General features: G+C 71.6%; 18 protein-coding genes and 2 pseudogenes. 10 read left to right on the top strand and 10 right to left on the bottom strand.

What is annotated here, in order from left to right; all coding sequences use genetic code 11:
• The 3 genes from FV242_RS07435 to FV242_RS07425 all read left to right on the top strand — a co-directional run.
• The coding region (locus tag FV242_RS07435) for a helix-hairpin-helix domain-containing protein (protein WP_246692627.1) at nt 1-348 on the top strand (348 nt) is incomplete at its 5' end.
• A gap of 84 nt (nt 349-432) precedes the next feature.
• The gene (locus FV242_RS07430; protein ID WP_147938482.1) at nt 433-627 is read left to right on the top strand and encodes a type II toxin-antitoxin system HicA family toxin; all 195 of its coding nucleotides are present in this window, start codon (nt 433-435) and stop codon (nt 625-627) included.
• Nucleotides 628-638: 11 nt separating this feature from the next.
• Nucleotides 639-1,046 carry a type II toxin-antitoxin system HicB family antitoxin gene (locus tag FV242_RS07425; protein ID WP_147938481.1) on the top strand — a complete coding sequence of 136 codons (408 nt, stop codon included), beginning with the start codon at nt 639-641 and terminating at the stop codon, nt 1,044-1,046.
• Nucleotides 1,047-1,058: 12 nt separating this feature from the next.
• Here the strand turns inward: FV242_RS07425 and trpB are convergent, their stop codons facing one another.
• Both trpB and FV242_RS07415 read right to left on the bottom strand, forming a co-directional pair.
• A complete protein-coding gene (gene trpB / locus FV242_RS07420; protein ID WP_147910643.1) occupies nt 1,059-2,300 on the bottom strand; it encodes a tryptophan synthase subunit beta in 1,242 nt (413 codons plus the stop codon).
• A gap of 113 nt (nt 2,301-2,413) precedes the next feature.
• Complete coding sequence (locus FV242_RS07415; protein ID WP_147910644.1) at nt 2,414-2,755, bottom strand: DNA-binding transcriptional regulator; 342 nt, start codon at nt 2,753-2,755, stop codon at nt 2,414-2,416.
• A gap of 112 nt (nt 2,756-2,867) precedes the next feature.
• Here FV242_RS07415 and msrA point away from each other — a divergent pair, with 112 nt between their 5' ends.
• From msrA to FV242_RS07400, 3 genes are all read left to right on the top strand, one after another.
• Nucleotides 2,868-3,584, top strand: a complete 717-nt coding sequence (msrA, locus tag FV242_RS07410) for a peptide-methionine (S)-S-oxide reductase MsrA (RefSeq protein ID WP_147938480.1) — start codon at nt 2,868-2,870, stop codon at nt 3,582-3,584.
• Between the two features lie 261 nt (nt 3,585-3,845).
• Complete coding sequence (locus FV242_RS07405) at nt 3,846-4,808, top strand: acetyl-CoA carboxylase carboxyltransferase subunit alpha (RefSeq protein ID WP_147938479.1); 963 nt, start codon at nt 3,846-3,848, stop codon at nt 4,806-4,808.
• Between the two features lie 148 nt (nt 4,809-4,956).
• On the top strand, nt 4,957-5,688 hold the full coding sequence (locus tag FV242_RS07400; RefSeq protein WP_147938478.1) for a DUF1796 family putative cysteine peptidase: 732 nt from the start codon (nt 4,957-4,959) through the stop codon (nt 5,686-5,688).
• A 161-nt stretch (nt 5,689-5,849) separates the two neighbouring features.
• On the opposite strand, the pseudogene FV242_RS07395 reads toward FV242_RS07400, so the two are convergent.
• A pseudogene (locus FV242_RS07395) lies at nt 5,850-6,733 on the bottom strand (LysR substrate-binding domain-containing protein).
• An 82-nt stretch (nt 6,734-6,815) separates the two neighbouring features.
• Between FV242_RS07395 and FV242_RS36325 the strand changes: the two are divergent.
• Both FV242_RS36325 and FV242_RS07385 read left to right on the top strand, forming a co-directional pair.
• A pseudogene (locus FV242_RS36325) lies at nt 6,816-8,405 on the top strand (MFS transporter).
• Between the two features lie 413 nt (nt 8,406-8,818).
• Nucleotides 8,819-10,309 carry a murein L,D-transpeptidase family protein gene (locus tag FV242_RS07385; RefSeq protein WP_147938476.1) on the top strand — a complete coding sequence of 497 codons (1,491 nt, stop codon included), beginning with the start codon at nt 8,819-8,821 and terminating at the stop codon, nt 10,307-10,309.
• 3 nt (nt 10,310-10,312) lie between these two features.
• Here the strand turns inward: FV242_RS07385 and FV242_RS07380 are convergent, their stop codons facing one another.
• Entirely contained in the window at nt 10,313-10,486 is a 174-nt protein-coding gene (locus FV242_RS07380) for a YqaE/Pmp3 family membrane protein (protein WP_147909127.1), read from the bottom strand.
• A gap of 198 nt (nt 10,487-10,684) precedes the next feature.
• Between FV242_RS07380 and FV242_RS07375 the strand changes: the two genes are divergently transcribed.
• Both FV242_RS07375 and FV242_RS07370 read left to right on the top strand, forming a co-directional pair.
• Nucleotides 10,685-10,972, top strand: coding sequence for a type II toxin-antitoxin system RelE/ParE family toxin (locus FV242_RS07375; RefSeq protein WP_147938475.1), 288 nt, complete (start codon nt 10,685-10,687; stop codon nt 10,970-10,972).
• A gap of 5 nt (nt 10,973-10,977) precedes the next feature.
• A complete protein-coding gene (locus FV242_RS07370) occupies nt 10,978-11,262 on the top strand; it encodes a HigA family addiction module antitoxin (protein WP_147938474.1) in 285 nt (94 codons plus the stop codon).
• A gap of 380 nt (nt 11,263-11,642) precedes the next feature.
• Here FV242_RS07370 and FV242_RS07365 read toward each other — a convergent pair whose 3' ends face one another.
• From FV242_RS07365 to chlG, 6 genes are all read right to left on the bottom strand, one after another.
• Entirely contained in the window at nt 11,643-13,229 is a 1,587-nt protein-coding gene (locus FV242_RS07365; RefSeq protein WP_147938473.1) for a cytochrome c, read from the bottom strand.
• A gap of 22 nt (nt 13,230-13,251) precedes the next feature.
• Nucleotides 13,252-13,599: a hypothetical protein gene (locus tag FV242_RS07360; RefSeq protein WP_147938472.1), complete on the bottom strand. Its 348-nt coding sequence runs from the start codon at nt 13,597-13,599 to the stop codon at nt 13,252-13,254.
• Nucleotides 13,599-14,102 (bottom strand): TspO/MBR family protein, encoded by a 504-nt coding sequence (locus tag FV242_RS07355; protein ID WP_187278356.1) that lies wholly within the window; start codon nt 14,100-14,102, stop codon nt 13,599-13,601. The genes FV242_RS07360 and FV242_RS07355 overlap by 1 nt, the downstream gene beginning before the upstream one ends.
• Nucleotides 14,099-15,313, bottom strand: a complete 1,215-nt coding sequence (locus tag FV242_RS07350; RefSeq protein WP_147938471.1) for a geranylgeranyl diphosphate reductase — start codon at nt 15,311-15,313, stop codon at nt 14,099-14,101. Before FV242_RS07350 ends, FV242_RS07355 begins: the two co-directional genes overlap by 4 nt.
• 4 nt (nt 15,314-15,317) lie before the next feature.
• Nucleotides 15,318-16,556 (bottom strand): BCD family MFS transporter, encoded by a 1,239-nt coding sequence (locus FV242_RS07345; RefSeq protein WP_246692629.1) that lies wholly within the window; start codon nt 16,554-16,556, stop codon nt 15,318-15,320.
• A gap of 395 nt (nt 16,557-16,951) precedes the next feature.
• Nucleotides 16,952-17,836: a chlorophyll synthase ChlG gene (chlG, locus tag FV242_RS07335; RefSeq protein ID WP_147909134.1), complete on the bottom strand. Its 885-nt coding sequence runs from the start codon at nt 17,834-17,836 to the stop codon at nt 16,952-16,954.
• Nucleotides 17,837-18,430 lie beyond the last annotated feature (594 nt).

The following is an 18,430-nucleotide window of genomic DNA, read 5'->3' as shown; positions in this document are numbered from 1 at the left end:
GCGCCAGCCGCGGCCCCGCCATCCCCGGCACAGCAGATGCCCCCGGCACAGCAGATGCCGGCCGACGCCCTCGCGTTCCCGGCCGAGCCCGTCCCGACTCAGCCCGGCCTGCAGCAGGGCGAGGCCGAGATCGACCGCGCCGAGGACGATGCCGGCCCCCGGGCCCTCGCGATCCTCGACCTGAACACCGCTTCGGTGGCCGACCTCAACAAGCTCCGGGGCGGCGGCGCGATCGGCCGGGCGATCACCGCCAAGCGCCCCTACGCGTCCGTGGACCAGCTCCTGTCGAAGCGCGTCCTGAGCCGGGCGGTCTACGAGAAGATCAAGGATCAGGTGACGGTGCGGTGATCGCCTTGGGGCCGGCCACCAGCGAACACCCTGGTGGCACCCGCCGCGATGTGCAAATAAATACACATCGCGGCGGAACCTTCCATGCCCAGGGTCGAGACGGATCGCAGGACCATCGTGGATCGGTTGATCGCTGCGGGCTGGGTCCGCGAAGGCGGAACCAAGCATGAGAAATTCTCTCACCCGAGCCGGCCAGGCATCAAGATCATGGTGCCGCGACACAGGGTACTGACGCCGGGCGTCGCCCGCAGCATCGCCAGCGCCGCAGGCTGGATCTGAGGAGGACGCGCATGTCCCGCTACACCGTGCTGATCGATGGCGAGGCCGGCGCCTACGGGGTCGCGTTTCCCGATTGCCCCGGTTGCACCGCCATGGGGGCGACCATCGATGAGGCGATGGTCAACGCGACGGCGGCCCTCAGCGAGTGGATGAGCGATCGGATCGCCGCCGGTTTGGCGCCGCCGGCACCGCGGGCGCCGGAGGTTCTGAGGGCCGACCCGAGCGTGGCCGAGGCCCTGACTGAGGCCACGCTCGGCGTGGTTCCGCTGCTGCTCGATTCCGGCCGGCCCGTACGCGTCAACGTCTCGCTGGATGCCGCGGTGCTGGCACAGATCGATACCGCCGCCCGGGCGCGGGGCCTCACCCGCTCGGCCTTCCTGGTCTCCGCTGCGCGGGACAAGATCCGGGCCGAGGGCTGAGCCGCTCCGCGCTCAGAGCTTCGTCCCGAAGATCTCGGCGACCTGCGGGATGTCCTTGTCGCCGCGGCCCGACATGTTGAGCACCATCAGGTGGTCGGTCGGGCGCTGGGGGGCGATGTCCAGCACCTTGGAGAGGGCGTGGGCCGGCTCCAGGGCCGGGATGATGCCTTCCAGCATCGAGCAGAGCTTGAACGCCTCCAGGGTCTCGGCATCGGTGGCCGAGAGGTATTTCACGCGGCCCATCTCGTGCAGCCAGGCGTGCTCGGGGCCGATGCCCGGATAGTCGAGGCCCGCCGAGATCGAGTGCGCGTCGGAGATCTGGCCGTCCGCGTCCATCAACAGGTAGGTGCGGTTGCCGTGCAGCACGCCGGGCTTGCCCCCGGTGAGCGAGGCGGCGTGCAGCCCGGACCCGACCCCGTGGCCGGCGGCCTCGACCCCGAAAATCTCGACCTCGCGGTCGTCGAGGAATGGGTGGAACAGCCCCATGGCGTTGGAGCCGCCGCCGATGCAGGCGATCAGCGAATCCGGCAGGCGGCCTTCCTGCGCGATCATCTGCTCCCGGGTCTCGCGGCCGATCACCGACTGGAAGTCGCGGACCATGGCGGGATACGGGTGCGGGCCGGCCACGGTGCCGATGCAGTAGAACGTGTCGGCGACGTTGGTGACCCAGTCGCGCAGGGCCTCGTTCATCGCGTCCTTGAGGGTCTTGGTGCCGGATTCCACCGGGATCACCTCGGCGCCGAGCATCTTCATGCGGAAGACGTTGGGCGCCTGCCGGGCGACGTCGACCGCGCCCATGTAGACCACGCATTTCAGCCCGAACCGCGCGCAGAGCGTCGCGGTGGCGACGCCGTGCTGGCCGGCGCCGGTCTCGGCGATGATCCGCGGCTTGCCCATGCGGCGGGCCAGCAGGATCTGGCCCAGGACGTTGTTCACCTTGTGGGAGCCGGTATGGTTCAGCTCCTCGCGCTTGAAATAGACCTTGGCCCCATGCCCGGCCGGCGCCGTGGCGCGCACGTGCTCGGTCAGGCGCTCGGCATAGTAGAGCGGACTCGGCCGGCCGATATAGTGGGTGCCGTAGCTCGCCATGTCGGCCGCGAAGGCGGGATCGACCTTCGCCGCCTCGTAGGCCGCCTCAAGCTCGAGGATCAGCGGCATCAGCGTCTCGGCGACGAACCGGCCGCCGAAGATGCCGAAGCGGCCGCGCTCGTCGGGGCCGGTGCGGAAGGAGTTCGGTTCGGGGGCGATGGTCACGGGGCGGGTCCTTCGACGGGGCGGTTCTTCCGGACGCGGAGAGCGGTCTGTTGCCGGGTGCCTAGACCCATGCGGGCGCCGCCGCAATGCGGCCTGCCGCCCACACGCCCGCCTCACAGGATGGCGTCGATGCCCTTCCGCTCGGCGAGGGCGAGCAGCTTCAGCGACGGCCCGCCGGGCTTCTTCTCGCCCCGCTCCCATTTGCTCACCAGGGCAGTGGTCACGTTGAGCGCCCTGGCGAAGATCGCCTGGCTCATCTGCGCGGTCTCGCGGATGGCCCGGATCGCCTCCGGCGCGAGGTCCTCGACCGGCGTCAGGCACGACACGTCGAACCGGCGCATCGTGGCCTTGTCGATGGCCCCGGCGGCATGGAGGTCCCGGGCCACTAGGTGCGCCGACCGGAGCGCGTCACTGCCGTAGGTCGTCTTCGGTTCGGTCGTCTTCGGTTCGGTCATCGTCGATTCGTCTCCAGCCGTGCGCGGCGGCGGATCGCGGTCAGCGTAACCCGTTCGATCCGGGCAGCGAAAGGTCTGGCACAGCAAGCCGCGCATCTTGCCGGAGGACAGCATGGCTCTTCGCATCACGCTTCGCCCGCTCCTCGGGGCGGCCCTCGGGCTCGGCCTGGCCGGGGCGCTGCTCCTGCCCCGGCTTCCGGCCTTCGCCGAGGAGGCGCCGCGCCGCCTGCCGGAGGCCGCGACCGCTGCGCACGAGACGCCCGGCACGCAGGTGGCGGTGTTCGCGGGCGGCTGCTTCTGGGGCGTGCAGGGCGTGTTCCAGCACGTGCGCGGGGTGCGGGGGGCGGTCTCGGGCTATGCCGGCGGCGCGTCCGCCGACGCCGACTACAAGTCCGTCAGCCGCGGCGGCACCGACCACGCCGAGGCGGTGGCGGTGACCTACGACCCGGCCGTGATCCGCTACGACGAGCTCCTGCGAATCTTCTTCTCGGTGGCGCTCGACCCGACGCAGGTTGACCGGCAGGGGCCCGATGCCGGACGGCAGTACCGCTCGGCGCTGTTCCCGCAGGATGCCGAGCAGGCGCGGGTGGCGCGGGCCTACATCGCCCAGCTCGGCGCGGCGCACGCCTACGCGAAGCCCGTCGCCACCCGGATCGAGCCCGGCGCGGCCTTTTACCCGGCGGAAGCCTACCACCAGGACTTCATGGCCCTGCACCCCGGCCACCCCTACATCGCCGCCAACGACGCGCCGAAGCTCGACGCGCTGAAGCAGCTGTTCCCGGAGCGGACGGCGGCGCAGCCGGCGCTGGTGAACCGGCCGCCGGCTTGAGGGCGGCATCCGTGCGGGCGCCGTGACCGCAGGCCCGCATCCGCGGCCATCCTCCGCAGCGGTCGGCGCCGAGCGCGAAACCGCTTCTACTCGAGGCACCAGTCCAACCCCGCCACCGCAACCGCCCAACCTTAAAAAACGCCCGCGCGGCGCTCGCGCAAAGCTGCTCGAACCCGGGGCCGGTTGACACCACCCCCGCCATCGCCAACACCTCGCGCCCGCCGCTTCCGGAGCGGCGAACCCGGGAAGACCTGTGACACGATGGCGGTGACGCGCACCTACCTCGACTTCGAGAAGCCGGTTGCCGAGCTGGAGGCCAAGCTCGAGGAATTGCGCGCGGTCGGCGAGCGCGACGGCGCGGTCTCGATCTCCGAAGAGGTCGGCCGGCTGGAGGCCAAGGCCGGCCAGGCCCTGGCCGAGATCTACGCGAGCCTCACGCCCTGGCAGAAGACCCAGGTCGCCCGCCATCCGCAGCGCCCGCATTTCGTGGATTACTGCGCCGGGCTGATCACCGAGTTCACGCCGCTCGCCGGCGACCGCACCTTCGGCGAGGACGAGGCGATCCTGGGCGGCTTCGGCCGGTTCCGCGGGCGCCCGGTCTTGGTGCTCGGCCAGGAGAAGGGCGCCACCACGGAGGCGCGGCTGCGCCACAATTTCGGGATGGCCCGGCCCGAGGGCTACCGCAAGGCGGTGCGCCTGATGGAGACCGCCGACCGGTTCGGCCTGCCGGTGATCGCCTTCGTCGACACCGCCGGCGCCTATCCGGGGATCGAGGCGGAAGAGCGCGGCCAGGCCGAGGCGATCGCCCGCTCCACCGAGGCGTGCCTGGCGCTCGGCGTGCCCAACGTCGCCGTGGTGATCGGGGAGGGCGGCTCGGGCGGCGCCATCGCGCTCGCCACCGCCAACCGGGTGCTGATGCTGGAGCACGCGATCTACGGCGTGATCTCCCCCGAGGGCGCCGCCTCGATCCTGTGGCGCGACCAGGGTCGCGCCCACGAGGCCGCCACCGCCATGAAGATCACCGCGCAGGACCTGCTGCGGCTCGGCGTCATCGACGGCATCATCCCGGAGGCGACTGGCGGCGCCCACCGCGACCGCGAGGCGGCGATCCGCGGCGCGGGCGACGCCGTCGCGGACGCGCTCGCCCAGTTCGACGGCCTGACCCCGGTGGAGATCCGCGATCGCCGGGCGGAGAAATTCCTCTCCATCGGCCGGACCCTGTGAGTCCGACGGCCGCACACCGCGCCTCGGCGAGCGACCGGCCGTCGGCAAGGGCGAAGGCGCGGCGCCGCGGGCAAGCGTGCGCGGCCCGCAGACACCTGGCGGCATGCGGCGGACCGCCCCGGAGGCGTCGGCCGCACGGGGGGACCGTATGAATTCCCCCGGCGCGACGGGCGGCCTGCTGGGCGCCCTCGGGCGGCTCCTGGGGCGGCGCGACGCGCGCGAGCCGGGCGGGCACAACCACGTCTCGCTCGGCTGCAATTGCCAGATGGCGCACGTGCTCAAGACCCTGGACCTGCGCCACTGGTCCGGCCCGCTGGACTGGATCTTCTCCATGCCCGGCATGGTCCGGGATTGCCTGGACGACGATTTCACCGCGCTCACCGACCGGGCCCAGCTCGAGAGCATCCCGGAGGCGGAGCGGCGCGGGCCCGACATCTGGCGCGGCCGGCACCGGCTGTACCGGGAGCGGCACGGGCTCGAATGCGTGTTCAACCACCACGACCCGGCATCGAACGGGGCGGATTACGCCTTCCTGACCGAGGGCGTGCGCCGCCTGCGCCAGGCCCTCGACACGCCCGGCACCCAGAACCGGCTGTGGATGATGACCCACCTCCACACGCCCCGGAAGACGGTCGAGGCGATCGACGACCTGCTGGGCGCGCGCGCCAGCCGCAACCACCTGACCTTCCTGCAGCTCCAGCCGGACCATCCGGGCGTCGCGGTCGTCGAGGCCACCGACCTCCGGCCGACCTTGCGCTGGCTGACGGTCCAGACCCGCTCGACCCCGGTCGGCCTGCGGCTGGCCGACCCGGCCGAGGACGCGCAGCTCGTGGAGATCATCCGCACCGAGGCGGCCCGGCCGCCGGGGGTGTTCGGCTGAGGGGGCGCCGCGCAACGGAGCCCTCGAAGGAGCCCTCCTGCCGGCCCCGCGTTCTCTGGTGCCCTCCAACGACGCCCGCTGGCGCCGGCACCCCAGGATGAGGTGGGGGATGGGATTCCGCTTGCCACGCAGGCCTTTCCCCGGCCTGCAGGCCCACCGCCTCAACCGTCCTGAAACAACCGCGCGCCGACGAAATCCACGAAGGCGCGCAGCCGCGCGACATGTGCCGGCCGGACGGCCACAGGATCGAGAACTGGCCGGGATCGGTGAGGTAGGGGTCGAGGATCCGGGTCAGGGCCCCCTCGCGCAGGGCCGAATCCGCCAGGAAATCCGGCATGCAGCCGATACCCAGGCCGCCGATCGCGGCGGCGCGCAGGGCCTCCATGTTGTTGCAGGTGAGGGCGGTGCGCAGGCCCGCGGGCGGCGGCTCGGCGAGGGTCCAGTCCTGCAGCTTGCCGGAGGTGGGGAAGCGGAAGCGCAAGGCCGCGTGCCCCGCGAGGTCGGCCGGGCGCAGGGGCGTGCCGGCCCGGTCGAGATAGGCCGGCGCGGCGCAGAGAACGAACCGGAACAGGCCGAGGCGCCGGGCCATCAGGCTCGAATCGATCAGGGTGCCGCTGCGGATCGCGGCATCCATGCCGGCTTCCACCAGGTCCACCTGGCGGTCGTTGAAATCGAGGTCCAGCTCGATCTCGGGGTAGAGTGCCTGGAACTCGGGCAGCACCGGCAGGAGGAAGCGGTAGCCGACGATCGGCAGGCTGATCCGCAGGATGCCGCGGGGCGCCCGCCGGCTCTGGGTGACCAGCGCCTCGGTCTCGCGCAGGTCGTCGAGGATCGCCCGGCACCGCGCCTGGAGCAGGACGCCCTCCTCGGTGAGCGACACCCGCCGGGTCGTGCGGTGGAACAGGCGCACGCCGAGCCCGGCTTCGAGCCGCGCCACGGCCTTGCCCACCGCCGAGGCCGACAGGCGCAGGTCGCGCCCCGCCGCGACGAAGCTCAGCCGCTCCGCGCTCCGCACGAAGGCCGCGATGTCGCCGAGGTTGTCCATGCCGGCGGATTAGAGCGCGCCCGTCCGGAATGAAAGGACCGGAGACCGGATTAACGGCGCGCAGGCTCCACGCGACGGTGCGGTGCCCTCCCGGCGGCGACCGGCCGGGGGACGCGCGAACGCCCAGCCGAGGAAGCCGAGCCATGACCGAAACCCCGAACCCCGCCCCGACCGGCGATCCGCTGGTGCTCGGTTCGGTCTGCCTGGCCGCCCTGATCCTGCCGCTCAGCTTCTCGGCGGGCGCGGTGGCGACGCCCGCCATCGGGCGCGCGCTCGGCGGCTGCCCCGAAGCGCTGACCTGGATCACCAACGGCTTCATGCTGACCTTCGGCAGCCTGCTGATGGCGGCCGGGACCCTGGCCGACCGCTACGGCCGCCGGCTGGTCTTCACCCTCGGCGTCGCGATCGTCACCGGCTTCTCGCTGGCGCTGGGCCTGGCGTCCTCGGTCTGGCTGATCGACCTGCTCCGGGCCGGGCCGGGCAGGGCGTCGGCGCCGCGGCGGCGCTGGCGGGCGGCACCGCGGCGCTCGCCCAGGACTTCGAGGGCCACGCCCGCACCCGGGCCTTCAGCCTGCTCGGGACCACGTTCGGCGTCGGGCTGGCCTTCGGGCCGGTCGTCACCGGATTCCTGATCGCCGGCGCCGGCTGGCGCTCGATCTTCCTGGTCGGCGCACTGGTCGGCGCGGCCGCGCTCGTGCTCGGGCCGCCGCGGATGCGCGAGACCCGCGACCCCGCGGCCCGGAGCCTCGACTGGCCCGGGACCGTGAGCTTCACCGCGATGCTGACCGCCCTCACGGTGGCGGTGATCGAGGCGCCGGGCCTCGGCTGGGGCAGCCCGGTGCCGTGCTTGCTGCTCGCCGCCGCCACACTCCTCCTGATGGCCTTCGTGGCGATCGAATCCCGGGCCGCCCGGCCGATGCTCGATCTCGGCCTGTTCCGCTAGCGGCGCTTCGTCGGCGTGCAGATGCTGCCGGTGGCGACCTGCGCGTGCTTCGTGGTGCTGCTGGTGATCCTGCCCCTGCGCTTCATCGGCCTCGAGGGCCGGAGCGAGCGGGAGGCCGGGCTCCTGATGCTGGCCCTGTCGGCGCCGATGCTGGTCGTCCCGATGGCCGCCGCCGCGCTGGCCCGGCGGGTCCCGCCCGGCCTGCTCTCGGGCCTCGGGCTGCTGGTGGCCGCGTCCGGACTCGTGTGGCTGGGCTTCACCGAGATCGGCCGCCGCGCGGTGCTGGCGCCGATGCTGCTCATCGGCCTCGGCAGCGGACTGCCCTGGGGGCTGATGGACGGTCTGTCGGTCGCCGTCGTGCCCCGGGCGCGGGCCGGAATGGCGGCGGGCATTTTCGGAACGGTCCGGGTCGCCGGCGAGGGCGTGGGGCTCGCGCTGGTCAGTGCCGCGCTGGCCGGCCTGGCCGCTGTCGCGCTCCGCCGGGCCCCGGGGCAGCCCGACGGCGCCCTGCTGGCCCAGGCCGGCCAGCGCCTGGCCGTGGGGGACCCGGACGCCGCCCGGGCGCTGCTGCCGGGGCTCGACGGCGCCGCCCTGATCCAGGCCTACCAGGCGGCCTTCGCCACCCTGTCCTGGACGCTGGCCGCCGTCACGGTGGTCTGCGCCGTCGCGGTGTTCCGGTTACTGGCGGAGCGGACGGACAACGTGGCCGATGCCGGCGTCGGTCTCTGACGGCGCCCACTACCCCCGCACATCCGCGCGGCCACAAGGCCCCGCCCCTCGCCGGCGCCGCCATGGCGGCACTGGGCCTCGCCTGCCTGCCGTGGCTGCGCCGGGACGGGCGGGTGCGTACGACCGCGGCGGCGAGCCGCGGTTCATTTTTCAGAACAATGGTTTAGCGCCAACCGTGAAGGGCCCGGATTCAAAAGGCCCGGGACCGTTTGCGGGTGCAGGACGCAGCCCCGCCGCCGGGCCGGAGACGGGCCCGCGTTCCCTCATCCACCGGAGAGTCCGGTGCAGTGTTGCGCCCCGGTCCTTGCGGTAACGAAGGCGCAAGCTTAACGAGCCTATTGGGTTGGGGAGTGGCGCCCGATGTCGGCTCGCAAAAGGCCGCCGGGCGCAGACTGAAGACGACGAGGTTCCCCATGACGGCGCGTCTCGCGACTGCGCGACTGCTGGCGGCGGCGTCCCTGCTGGCCCTCGCGCTGGCCGGCTGCCAGGACGGCTCCGGGATCAACGGCCCGAGCGCGCGCAGCATCGCGCCGATCGCCCCCCAGACGGTCGCCCTGATGCAGACCAAGGGCATGCAGCAGACCGACCCGATCCTGATCCGCGCCTACAAGAAGGAAGCGGAGATGGAGGTGTGGAAGCGCGGCGGCGACGGTCGCTACGCGCTCCTGAAGACCTACCCGATCTGCCGCTGGTCCGGACAGCTCGGGCCGAAGGTTCGCGAGGGCGACCGGCAGGCCCCGGAGGGGTTCTACACGATCACCCCGGGCCTCATGAACCCGAACTCGTCTTACTACCTCTCGTTCGACACCGGCTTCCCCAACGCGGTCGACCGGGCCAACGGGCGCACCGGCAAGTACCTGATGGTCCACGGCACCTGCTCGTCGGCGGGCTGCTTCGCCATGACGGACGCGACCATCGCGGAGATCTACGCGGTGGCCCGGGAGGCGTTCATCGGCGGCCAGCGCAGCTTCCAGTTCCAGTCCTACCCGTTCCGGATGACGGCCCAGAACATGGCCAAGTTCCGCAACGACCCGAACATGCCGTTCTGGCAGAACCTCAAGGAGGGCTCGGATTACTTCGAGGCCCTGCGCGAGGAGCCGAAGGTCGGCCAGTGCGGGACCAAATACGTGTTCGGCGGCTCGGACGCGGCGGCCGGCGCGTGCAAGCCGCGACTCGACCCGGTGGTGGCCGAGAAGCGCGAGCACGACGAGCGGGAGGTGGCCGAGCTGGTCGCCAAGGGCACGCCGGCCGTGCGCGTGGTCTACCAGGACGGCGGCCAGAACCCGGTGTTCCGGCCGCAGAACAACAGCAGCGCCTTCGCGAGCCTCGGCGGCACCGAGACCGTGCTGCCCTACGACGCGAAGGAGTTCGGCCGGCACAATCTCGGCGACGTCAGCCGCCCCGAGACCCTGGCGGCTGGGCCGCAAGAGATCGAGATCGGCCCGAAGGTGCAGCCGACGATGATGGCCGGGGCCGAGCCGGCGAAGGCCGCCACGAAGGCCGCGACGAAGGCCGGCCGGGGGCAGAATCCCGTCGCCACGACGCTGATGGCCAACCGCACCGATCCGGACCTGCGGGTCGAGACCACCGCGTCGGTCGGCGAGAGGCCCGCCCGGATCACCGTGGCCGACGCGGACGGCGATCCGAGCAGCTACCAGAAGCTGATGGGCTCGCTGTTCAGCAAGGAGAAGCCGGCCGCCCCCGCGACCCCGGCGGTGGATGCGGCGGTGGTGCCGGAGCCGGTCAAGCTGGCCCATGACGCGGACAAGCTGGCCCCGAAGGCGACGGCCAAGCCGCATGCGGTGAAGACCGCGAAGGTCGAGGGCAAGGTTGACGCGAAGGCCGCGGCCTCCCCGAAGCTCGTCCTGCGCAAGGGCGAGCCGGACGTGAAGGCCAAGCCGTAGCGGTCAGATCAGCGGCCGGTCGCGGTTCATCAGCCACAGGGCGTGGACCGTGCCGGGCAGCCAGAAGATCAGCCACAGCAGGATGTTCAGCAGGAACTGCAGGCCGAAGCCCGTGGTGACGAGCACCGCCACCGGCGGGATGAAGATCGCGAGCAGGATTCGGACGAGACTGGACACGGGAACTCCGAGTTGAAAGGTCCCGGCTCAAACGAAGCGCGACCGTGTCCGTTCCCGGAGGGAAGGACGTCACATCCGAGTTCCCATCGGGCGCTTCCGCCACCCGCCCCTTCGTGCAGGGGCTGACGCGTCCCCTCCGGAACCCTTTTCCCGCTCCTGATATTTTGATACGTGTTACGTACAACGTAGCACGCGGCGATGATCCGGAGTTTCGCGGACAAGGAGACGGAGGCGCTCCACCTCCGCGACGTCTGTCACCGGCAGTGGGGTGCCTTCAAAGCCGTCGCCGTCCGCAAGCTCGACATGATCGACGCCGCGGCCGCGTTGAGCGACCTGCGTTCCCCGCCCGGCAACCAGCTCGAGAAGCTGAGCGGCAACCGCAACGGACAGTGGAGCATCCGCATCAACGACCCGTGGCGCATCCGCTTCACGTGGGGCGACGCCGGACCCGAGTCCGTCGAGATCGTGGATTACCATCGAGGATAGTACCCATGCCCCGCCTGCGCACGCATCCCGGTGAGGTTCTCCGCGAGGAGTTCATGGCGCCGCTCGGACTGAGCGCCAACCGCTTGGCCGCCGAGATCGATGTCCCGCCCAACAGGCTCAGCGAGATCCTCCGCGAACGCCGCGGCGTGACCGCCGATACAGCGCTTCGCTTGAGCATCCGGTTCGGGACGACCCCCCAGTTCTGGCTCAACCTTCAGACCGCGCACGACCTCTCGCACGCGGAGGCCGAAACCGACCTTTCGAAGGTACGGCCCTACGAACCGGCCTAAGCGCCTCTTTCACGCCGGGTGCGATGGCACGTCAGGGAGGCGCCGGCTGGAGGTGGCCGAGGCGGCGGCGTTCGACCTCCGACACGTCGGGGACGTGATCCACGACGAGCTTCCGCCACCCGCCCTGCCATTCCGGAGCCGCAAAACGGGGCCCGGAAACCAGAACCGCCGTGGTTGCCGACTGTGAGCCGCAGCGTTCCGCGCTCTCCGTGCGCGTCGGCGGATCTGGGTTCCGGGCTTGCTTGCGGTGCCCCGGGATCCATAGTCGCGACTGTCGCGGACTTGAGCAGTCGCGTTCCAACCCGTCCATAAAACGCGGTGGTTATGGATTCCGGGCTCCGCTACGCGGCCCCGGAATGACGGTATTAAACCCAAAAACCTCAGTTCTTCGCCGGCGGCGTGGTCGCGCTGGGCACGGCCGCCGCCTGCTTCTCCGGGTTCTTCACCTGGCTGTAGGCGACGTTGGCAAAGGTGCCGATCACCGCGGGCCAGCTCGGGCTGGCGTATTGCGGGTCGTCGCGGCCGACCTTGCAGAAGGCCGTGGTGAGGGCGTTGACCACGTCCTCATCCGTGGCTCCCGCGTCGGCCGCCTTGATCTGCGGCACCACCCGGACCAGCGTCGGCACGAAGTCCTGCTGCTTGAGGCCGGTGAGCGTCGCCGCCACCCCGGCCTTGTCGAAGGCGGCCTTGAGCGCGTCCTGCTCGATCTCGGCGCACGGGGCGGTGCCGGCCAGCATGGTCTTGGTGGCGGCCCGGGCCTCGGAGGCCTTGTCGCCGGTCACCGGCGGCGCCTTGTTGCCCCAGGAATTGCGGATGTAGTCGGTGACGTTCCTAACCTCGACATCGGTCATCTGCTGGCCGATCGCCACCATCGGGGCGTAGCCGCTTTGGGCGGCAAGCCCGCCGTAGATCACCCGCAGCACCGTCTCGGGGCCATCCGACATCACCGAGGTGTTGCCGGCGAGCGCCGGCACCGCGCCCTCGATGCCCTTGCCGTTGGGCTGGTGGCAGGAGGAGCAGTAGGTCAGGTAGGTGGACGCGCCCGGCGCGTCGGCGGTGTCGAAGGCGGTGAGGTCCTTCGGCTTGTAGGTCTGCTTGGCCGGGACCGTGCGGAGGTAGGCGACCATCGCCTTCAGGTCCTCCTCCTTCACCTTGGAGAGGGATTCCATGATGGTCTGGCGCATCGGGCCGGCGGCGACGCCGGGGCGGTCCCCCGGGGCGGTGCCGGTCTTGAGGTAGGTCACCACCTGCTCGTCGGTCCAGGCGCCGATGCCCTGGTGGCCGTCCGGGGTGATGTTGGGGGCGTACCAGCCGTCGATGACGCCGCCGCCGAAGCGGCCGGCGAAGCTCGAATTGCCCACGAGCTTGTTCTCGTTGTGGCACATCGCGCAGTGGCCCAGCCCCTCGACCAGGTAGGCGCCGCGGTTCACCTCGGCGCTGGCGCTCGGGTCGGGCTTGAAGCGCTCCTCCGTGAAGAACGCGGTCCGCCACGTCACCAGCGCGGTGCGGACGCTGAACGGGAACGGGATCTGGTTGTCCTTGCGCTTCTCGTTCACCGGCGGCAGCGATTGCAGGTAGGCCCAGATCGCCTTGGTGTCCTCGTCGGTGACCTTGGTGTACCAACCGAACGGGAAGGCCGGGTACAGGTAGCCGACATGCTTGCTGTAGCCCTGTCGGAACGACTTCTCGAAGTCGGCGTAAGCGTAGTCGCCGAGCCCGGTCTCCTTGTCGGGGGTCAGGTTGGGGGTCATGATCACCCCGAACGGCATGTTGAGCGCGTAGTTGCCGGCCAGGAACTTGCCGCCCGGGGCGGTGTGGCAGGCGGCGCAATCGCCCATGGTGACGAGGTACTTGCCGCGCTCGACCGGATCGGACGCGTCCTGCGCCAGGGCCGGCGCGGCGAGCAGCAGGCCCGCCAGGAGGGGGGCCGCGCCACGGGCCGACGAGAGGGCGTTCCTGCGCTGCATGGCGACCTCTCCCGAGCCGTCTTTATAGGTTTTCTAGGGTGCTGCGCGTGAACGCAGCGCTTTGTGGCGTTGTTCCTGGCTGCGGCCGGGTGCGGCGATGCGCCGTGGCGCCCTGACGGAACCGAAAACCAAGATCGGCGAGGTGGGCCAGGAGGCCCGCCAGCATCCAGCCGGCGACCACCGGCCAGCCGGATCCGGTGAGGGCGGCCCGGAGCGCCAGCATCAGTGCCGCACCGGAGCCCAGGTTGGCGAGCAGCGCCGACGGGGCCATCCCGCGGCGCCGCGCGAACCAGGCGAGCAGCAGCGCCTCGGCGGCGACCAGCGCCAGGATCGCGTCGACGATCCGGCCCGAGGCGAACAGCGCCTCCATCAGGCGAGCCCCCGGAACGGCGCGTTGAGGCGCACGATCCGCAGGTTCAGGCAGGCGGCGACGCTGACCCAGGCGAGATACGGCAGGTTCATCAGCCCGGCCATCGCCGAGACCCGGCCGGTGACCAGCACCAGCACGGCGATCGACAGCCACAGGGCCGCAACCTCGGCGAGCGCCCAGTCGGGCCGGCGGAACCGGAAGAACAGCACGCTCCAGGCGATATTGAGCACGCCGTTGACCGCGTAGGCGGCGACCAGCAGCACCCGGGCGGTGGGATCGGGATCGCCGTTCCAGGCCGTCACCGCCGCGATGGTGGTGAGCAGGAAGATCACGGTCCAGACCGGCCCGAAGGCCCAGTCCGGCGGCTTCCAGGCGGGGAACCGGAGATGCCGGTACCAGCCATCCGTCTTGGTCGCGACCCCGCCGGCGACCGCGACCAGGATCGCCAGCACGGCCGCCACCGCGGGCGGGCCCCAGCTCGGATCGAGCCCCAGAAAAGTCACGGGGAGACCCAGCGGAACAGGTGGGCGAGGTCCTTGAAGAAGATCCGGGCGTGGGCGGCGGGCTTGGCCCGGACCAGCTCCTTGTTCATGTAGCTGTCCCAGGTGAGCTGCTGGACGTCCTTGTCCCGGCAGATCGAGACGAACCGCTCGCGCAGGCCGTCGCTGCGGTACCAGACCCACTGCATCATCCCGAGGATCCAGAACACGCGGCCGTGCAGCTTCATGAACCGCTTCCGCGCACTCGCGAGCGCCCGGACGTCGCCGGTGGCCAGGAAGGCCTTGGCCGCCTCGGCCGAGAGCTGGCCACCCAGCATCGCGTAGTAGATGCCCTCGCCGGAGGCCGGGGCGACGACGCCCGCGGCATCGCCCGCCAGCAGCACGTCGCGGCCGTTGTCCCAGCGCTTGAGCGGCTTCAGCGGCAGGGGCGCGCCCTCCCGGCGGATGGTCTCGGCGCCGTCGAGGCCGGTGGCGACGCGCAGGGCCCGGATCGAGGAGCGCAGGGAGAAGCCTTTCTTCGCGCTGCCGGTGCCGATGCTGGCGGTCTCGCCGTGCGGAAAGATCCAGCTGTAGAAGTCCGGCGAGTGCCGGCCCTGGTAATAGACGTCGCAGCGGGCGGCATCGACGGCGCCGCCCCCCGGCGCGTCGGGGGCCGGCACCCGGACGATCTCGTGATAGGCGAAGACCTGCTTCATCCTGTCGTGGCCCGGCACCTCGGCCCGGCCGACCGGCGAACAGGCCCCGTCGGCGCCGATGACCAGCCGCGCCCGGACCGCGTGACGGGCCTGGGCCTCGCCCTTGCCGGTGGTGAAATGCACCAGCGGCGGCCCGTCATCCGGCCGGCTCATCGTCTCGTAGGCCGCCTCGCGCAGGTCGGCGCCGGCCTCCTCGGCGCGGGCACGCAGCCACGGGTCGAAATGCTGGCGGTCGACCATGCCGACGAAGCCCTCGCCCACCGGCATGTCCACGGCCTTGCCACTCGGCGCCACCATCCGGGCGGAGCGGATCTTGGCCACCAGCAGCGCGTCGGGAATCGCGAAGTCGCGGATCAGCCGGGGCGGGATCGCGCCGCCGCAGGGCTTGATCCGCCCGGGCTTGTCCAGCAGCAGCACCGCGTGCCCGGCCCGGGCCAGCTCGGTGGCCGCCGTCGCCCCCGCGGGGCCCCCGCCGACCACGACGACGTCGTAGGGGGCGTCATCATTCAACCGAGCCATCGCGTCACCTCGCGCCGAGGATGGGATTGAGCGGGATCGCGCCCCGGCCCGCGGCCCGGACGGGCTCGAGCCGCAGGGCCAGCACCACCGCGACGAGGAACAGCACCCCCTCGGCGGCGAAGACGGAGGCGTAGGCCTGGACCGGCTGGGCCGTGAAGAGCCGCACCAGATCCACCGCGGCCGCGCCCAGGAATCCGCCGGCCCCGAACGCGATGCCCTGGGCCGCGCCCCAGACGCCCATGCGGGTGCCGCGCTCCCGTGCGTCGCCGCGGCCGGCGAGCGCCATCATCGACCCGATGGCGGCGACCGCGTAGGCGCCGTTGGCGACCCCCAGCGCGAACACCACCGGGCGCAGGGGCAGGACGTCGCCGCCGGCGGCGAGCGCGAACAGGGCGGCGGCCGAGCCGGCGCAGCCGAGCGCGATCCAGAGCCGCAGGGAGGCCAGCGCGGTGCCGCGCGCCGCCAGCGTGACGCCGGCCACCAGCAGCATCCCGGCGAGCACGCCGCCGTGCTGGAGCCCGGCGAGCTTGGTGGTGGCCCCCGGGCTCATGGCGAAGACCAGCCCGGCATAGGGCTCCAGGATCAGCTCCTGGGCGCTGTAGGCCAGCATCGAGACGAACACGAAGATCGTGAAGGTCCGCGCCACCGGATCGGCAAGCACCTGGACCAGCACCGTGAAGAACGGTTTTTTGGCCGCCGCGGGCTCGGGCGCCCGGGCGGGCAGGCGTCGCTCGACCCCGATCAGCGCCAGCACCGCGACGCAGAACGCGATCGCCGAGACCGTGCCCGACACGGCGACCAGCCGCAGGCCGGAGAACGGATCCAAAAAGTGCCCGGCGAGCGGCGCCGTCAAGGCGAAGCCCAGGATCATCATCACCCACACGATGGTGGCCGCCGCCCCGCGCCGGGCCGGCGCGACGCCCCCCGAGAGCAGGACGAGCAAGGAGGTCCCGGCGGCCCCGGCCCCGATCCCGACGCACAGGAACGACAGCGCGGCCAGCGCGAGGCCGAGCACGAGGTCGGTGGCGGCGAGCGCCGTGCCGCAGGCCGCCCCGAACCCGCCAAGGCAGAGCGCGGCCATGCCGCCGACGATCCAGGGGGTCCGGGTCCCGCTCCGGTCGGAGCCGTAGCCCCAGCGCGGGCGCAGAACCTGCGCGGCGTAGTGCAGGGCGACCAGAAAGCCCGGCACCAGGGCGGGGAGCGCCAGCTCCACCACCATCACCCGGTTCAGCGTCGCGGTCATCAGCACGACGACGCTGCCCAGGGCGGTCTGGACCAGGCCGAGGCGGACGATCTGGGGCCAGCCCAGGCCGTCTTCGGGCGCCGCGCCGCTTTTCCCTCCCCCCTCTGCGGGGGAGGGTACCCTGCGCAGCAGGGGGGGAGAGGGGAGCGCCGCAGCCTGTGACGTCGCGACAGGCGCGAAACCCTGAATCGTCGCGCTGCCCCTCTCCCGACCCTCGCTGACGCGAGGCCCACCCTCCCCCGCAGAGGGGGGAGGGAGAGGCGCGTGGTTCGGCCCGGTGCCCCCATCGAGCGCCGAGACCGCGACGCCCCCCCTCTCCCGCACGGGAGAGGGGGCCAGCGCTGCATCCGGCCTTGGATCAGAAGAGGAAGCTGCGATCGAATCCGAACCACGCATCACGCCCCTCCCACCAGAGGCCGCAGCGCGAAGGCGGCGACCAGCATGCCGAGCACGTAGAGGGTCGTGCCGGTGCCGTTGTACCAGGCCGCCCGCTCGCGCGGGCTCTTCAGGAACCGGACCATCAGGGCGAGCTGCCCGGCGAGCAACGCCGCCACCAGGGCGGCGTGGGCCTCGCGCTCCCAGGCGACCAGCAGCCCGATCACCACCACCTGCGGCACCGCCATGACCAGGCAGGCGAAGCGGGCGGCCCGGTCCGAGCCCATCTGCACCGGCAGGGACCTCAGCCCCATGCGCCGGTCGCCCTCCACGGACTTGAAGTCGTTGAGCGTCATGATCCCGTGGGCGCCGATGGAATACAGCAGGGCGACCAGCAGCACCCGCCGGTCGGGCAGGGCGGCGGCCATCACGGCGGCCCCGGTGAACCAGGGCAGGCCCTCGTAGCAGAGCCCCACCGCGGCATTCCCCCACCACCCGTTTTTTTTGAGACGCAGGGGCGGCGCGGAATAAATCCAGGCCAGGACCAGGCCGAACAGGGCGGCCCCGAGGATCCAGGGCCCCAAAGCCGCCGCGACCAGCAGCGACAGCAGGGTCCAGCCCAATGCCAGGTAGAGGCCCCAGCGGCCCGGGATGCGCCCGGACGGGATCGGCCGGTTCGGCTCGTTGATCGCATCGACGTGCCGGTCGAACCAGTCGTTCGTCGCCTGGCTCGTCGCGCAGACCAGCGGCCCGGCGAGCACGATTCCCGCGGCGATCACCGGCCACTGCCCGTGGGCCGGCTGCCCGGACGAGATCACCCCGCAGGCGAACGCCCACATCGGCGCGAACCAGGTGAGGGGCTTGAGTAGCTCGACGACTGCGCTCGGTGCGGGCGTGGCGGCCATGGACGCAGGCTACCGGGGCCGCCGAGCGTGTCAAGCTGGATTTACACTTGGCGAAAACGTGTCGCGCCGGCTTGGCGAACGAGGTCCGCCGAAGTTTACGAATACAAAATCCATTATCAGTCTATCCCGAACACGAAGGCGCGATCAGCGACCGCTCGGCTGTGCGCGGGAACGGGTCGATCCGGGCCGATGCGGGCCAGCCTTCGTGAACTCCGCGAAGTCTGACGATGCCAATTCTTCGTGAATCCCGCACGCTCACGAGGCGCCAGACGCGGCAGCGCGCAGTCTGGCGGCCCGTGAACAAGCCGGGGCCCCGCATCCGGCATCGACCGCAGCGGATGGACCGACCGCGCCCTGAACGAAAAACAGCCCCGGGCTTGCGCCACGAGGCTGGAAGGTTGCCCCTCACTTTATTGCAGCGTGGCTGAAGCACAGGGCGCCACCTGAAGACACCCGCGCCGACGGATCGAGGGGAATGGACGTCGGCGCGGGCGGTGCCGGCTCGTCGCCGACAACTCGATTTTGCACAATCGATCCCGGAATGCACGGCGGAAAACCACGCAGACACAGAGATAATTCTCAGTCGTCGATCAA

The sequence above is a fragment of the Methylobacterium sp. WL64 genome (assembly GCF_008039945.1).
Classification (GTDB): domain Bacteria; phylum Pseudomonadota; class Alphaproteobacteria; order Rhizobiales; family Beijerinckiaceae; genus Methylobacterium.
Note: the sequence above shows the minus strand (reverse complement) of the source record. Positions and strands in the feature narration are given on the sequence as shown.

Coding starts and splice junctions, on each gene's coding strand:
- FV242_RS07385 (WP_147938476.1), top strand. CDS start 8,819: ATGACGGCGCGTCTCGCGACTGCGCGACTGCTGGCGGCGGCGTCCCTG.
- FV242_RS07425 (WP_147938481.1), top strand. CDS start 639: ATGTCCCGCTACACCGTGCTGATCGATGGCGAGGCCGGCGCCTACGGG.
- FV242_RS07360 (WP_147938472.1), bottom strand. CDS start 13,599: ATGGAGGCGCTGTTCGCCTCGGGCCGGATCGTCGACGCGATCCTGGCG.
- FV242_RS07370 (WP_147938474.1), top strand. CDS start 10,978: ATGCCCCGCCTGCGCACGCATCCCGGTGAGGTTCTCCGCGAGGAGTTC.
- FV242_RS07365 (WP_147938473.1), bottom strand. CDS start 13,229: ATGCAGCGCAGGAACGCCCTCTCGTCGGCCCGTGGCGCGGCCCCCCTC.
- FV242_RS07345 (WP_246692629.1), bottom strand. CDS start 16,556: ATGACCGCGACGCTGAACCGGGTGATGGTGGTGGAGCTGGCGCTCCCC.
- chlG (WP_147909134.1), bottom strand. CDS start 17,836: ATGGCCGCCACGCCCGCACCGAGCGCAGTCGTCGAGCTACTCAAGCCC.
- FV242_RS07375 (WP_147938475.1), top strand. CDS start 10,685: ATGATCCGGAGTTTCGCGGACAAGGAGACGGAGGCGCTCCACCTCCGC.
- FV242_RS07415 (WP_147910644.1), bottom strand. CDS start 2,755: ATGACCGAACCGAAGACGACCGAACCGAAGACGACCTACGGCAGTGAC.
- FV242_RS07430 (WP_147938482.1), top strand. CDS start 433: ATGCCCAGGGTCGAGACGGATCGCAGGACCATCGTGGATCGGTTGATC.
- msrA (WP_147938480.1), top strand. CDS start 2,868: ATGGCTCTTCGCATCACGCTTCGCCCGCTCCTCGGGGCGGCCCTCGGG.
- FV242_RS07405 (WP_147938479.1), top strand. CDS start 3,846: ATGGCGGTGACGCGCACCTACCTCGACTTCGAGAAGCCGGTTGCCGAG.
- FV242_RS07400 (WP_147938478.1), top strand. CDS start 4,957: ATGAATTCCCCCGGCGCGACGGGCGGCCTGCTGGGCGCCCTCGGGCGG.
- FV242_RS07350 (WP_147938471.1), bottom strand. CDS start 15,313: ATGGCTCGGTTGAATGATGACGCCCCCTACGACGTCGTCGTGGTCGGC.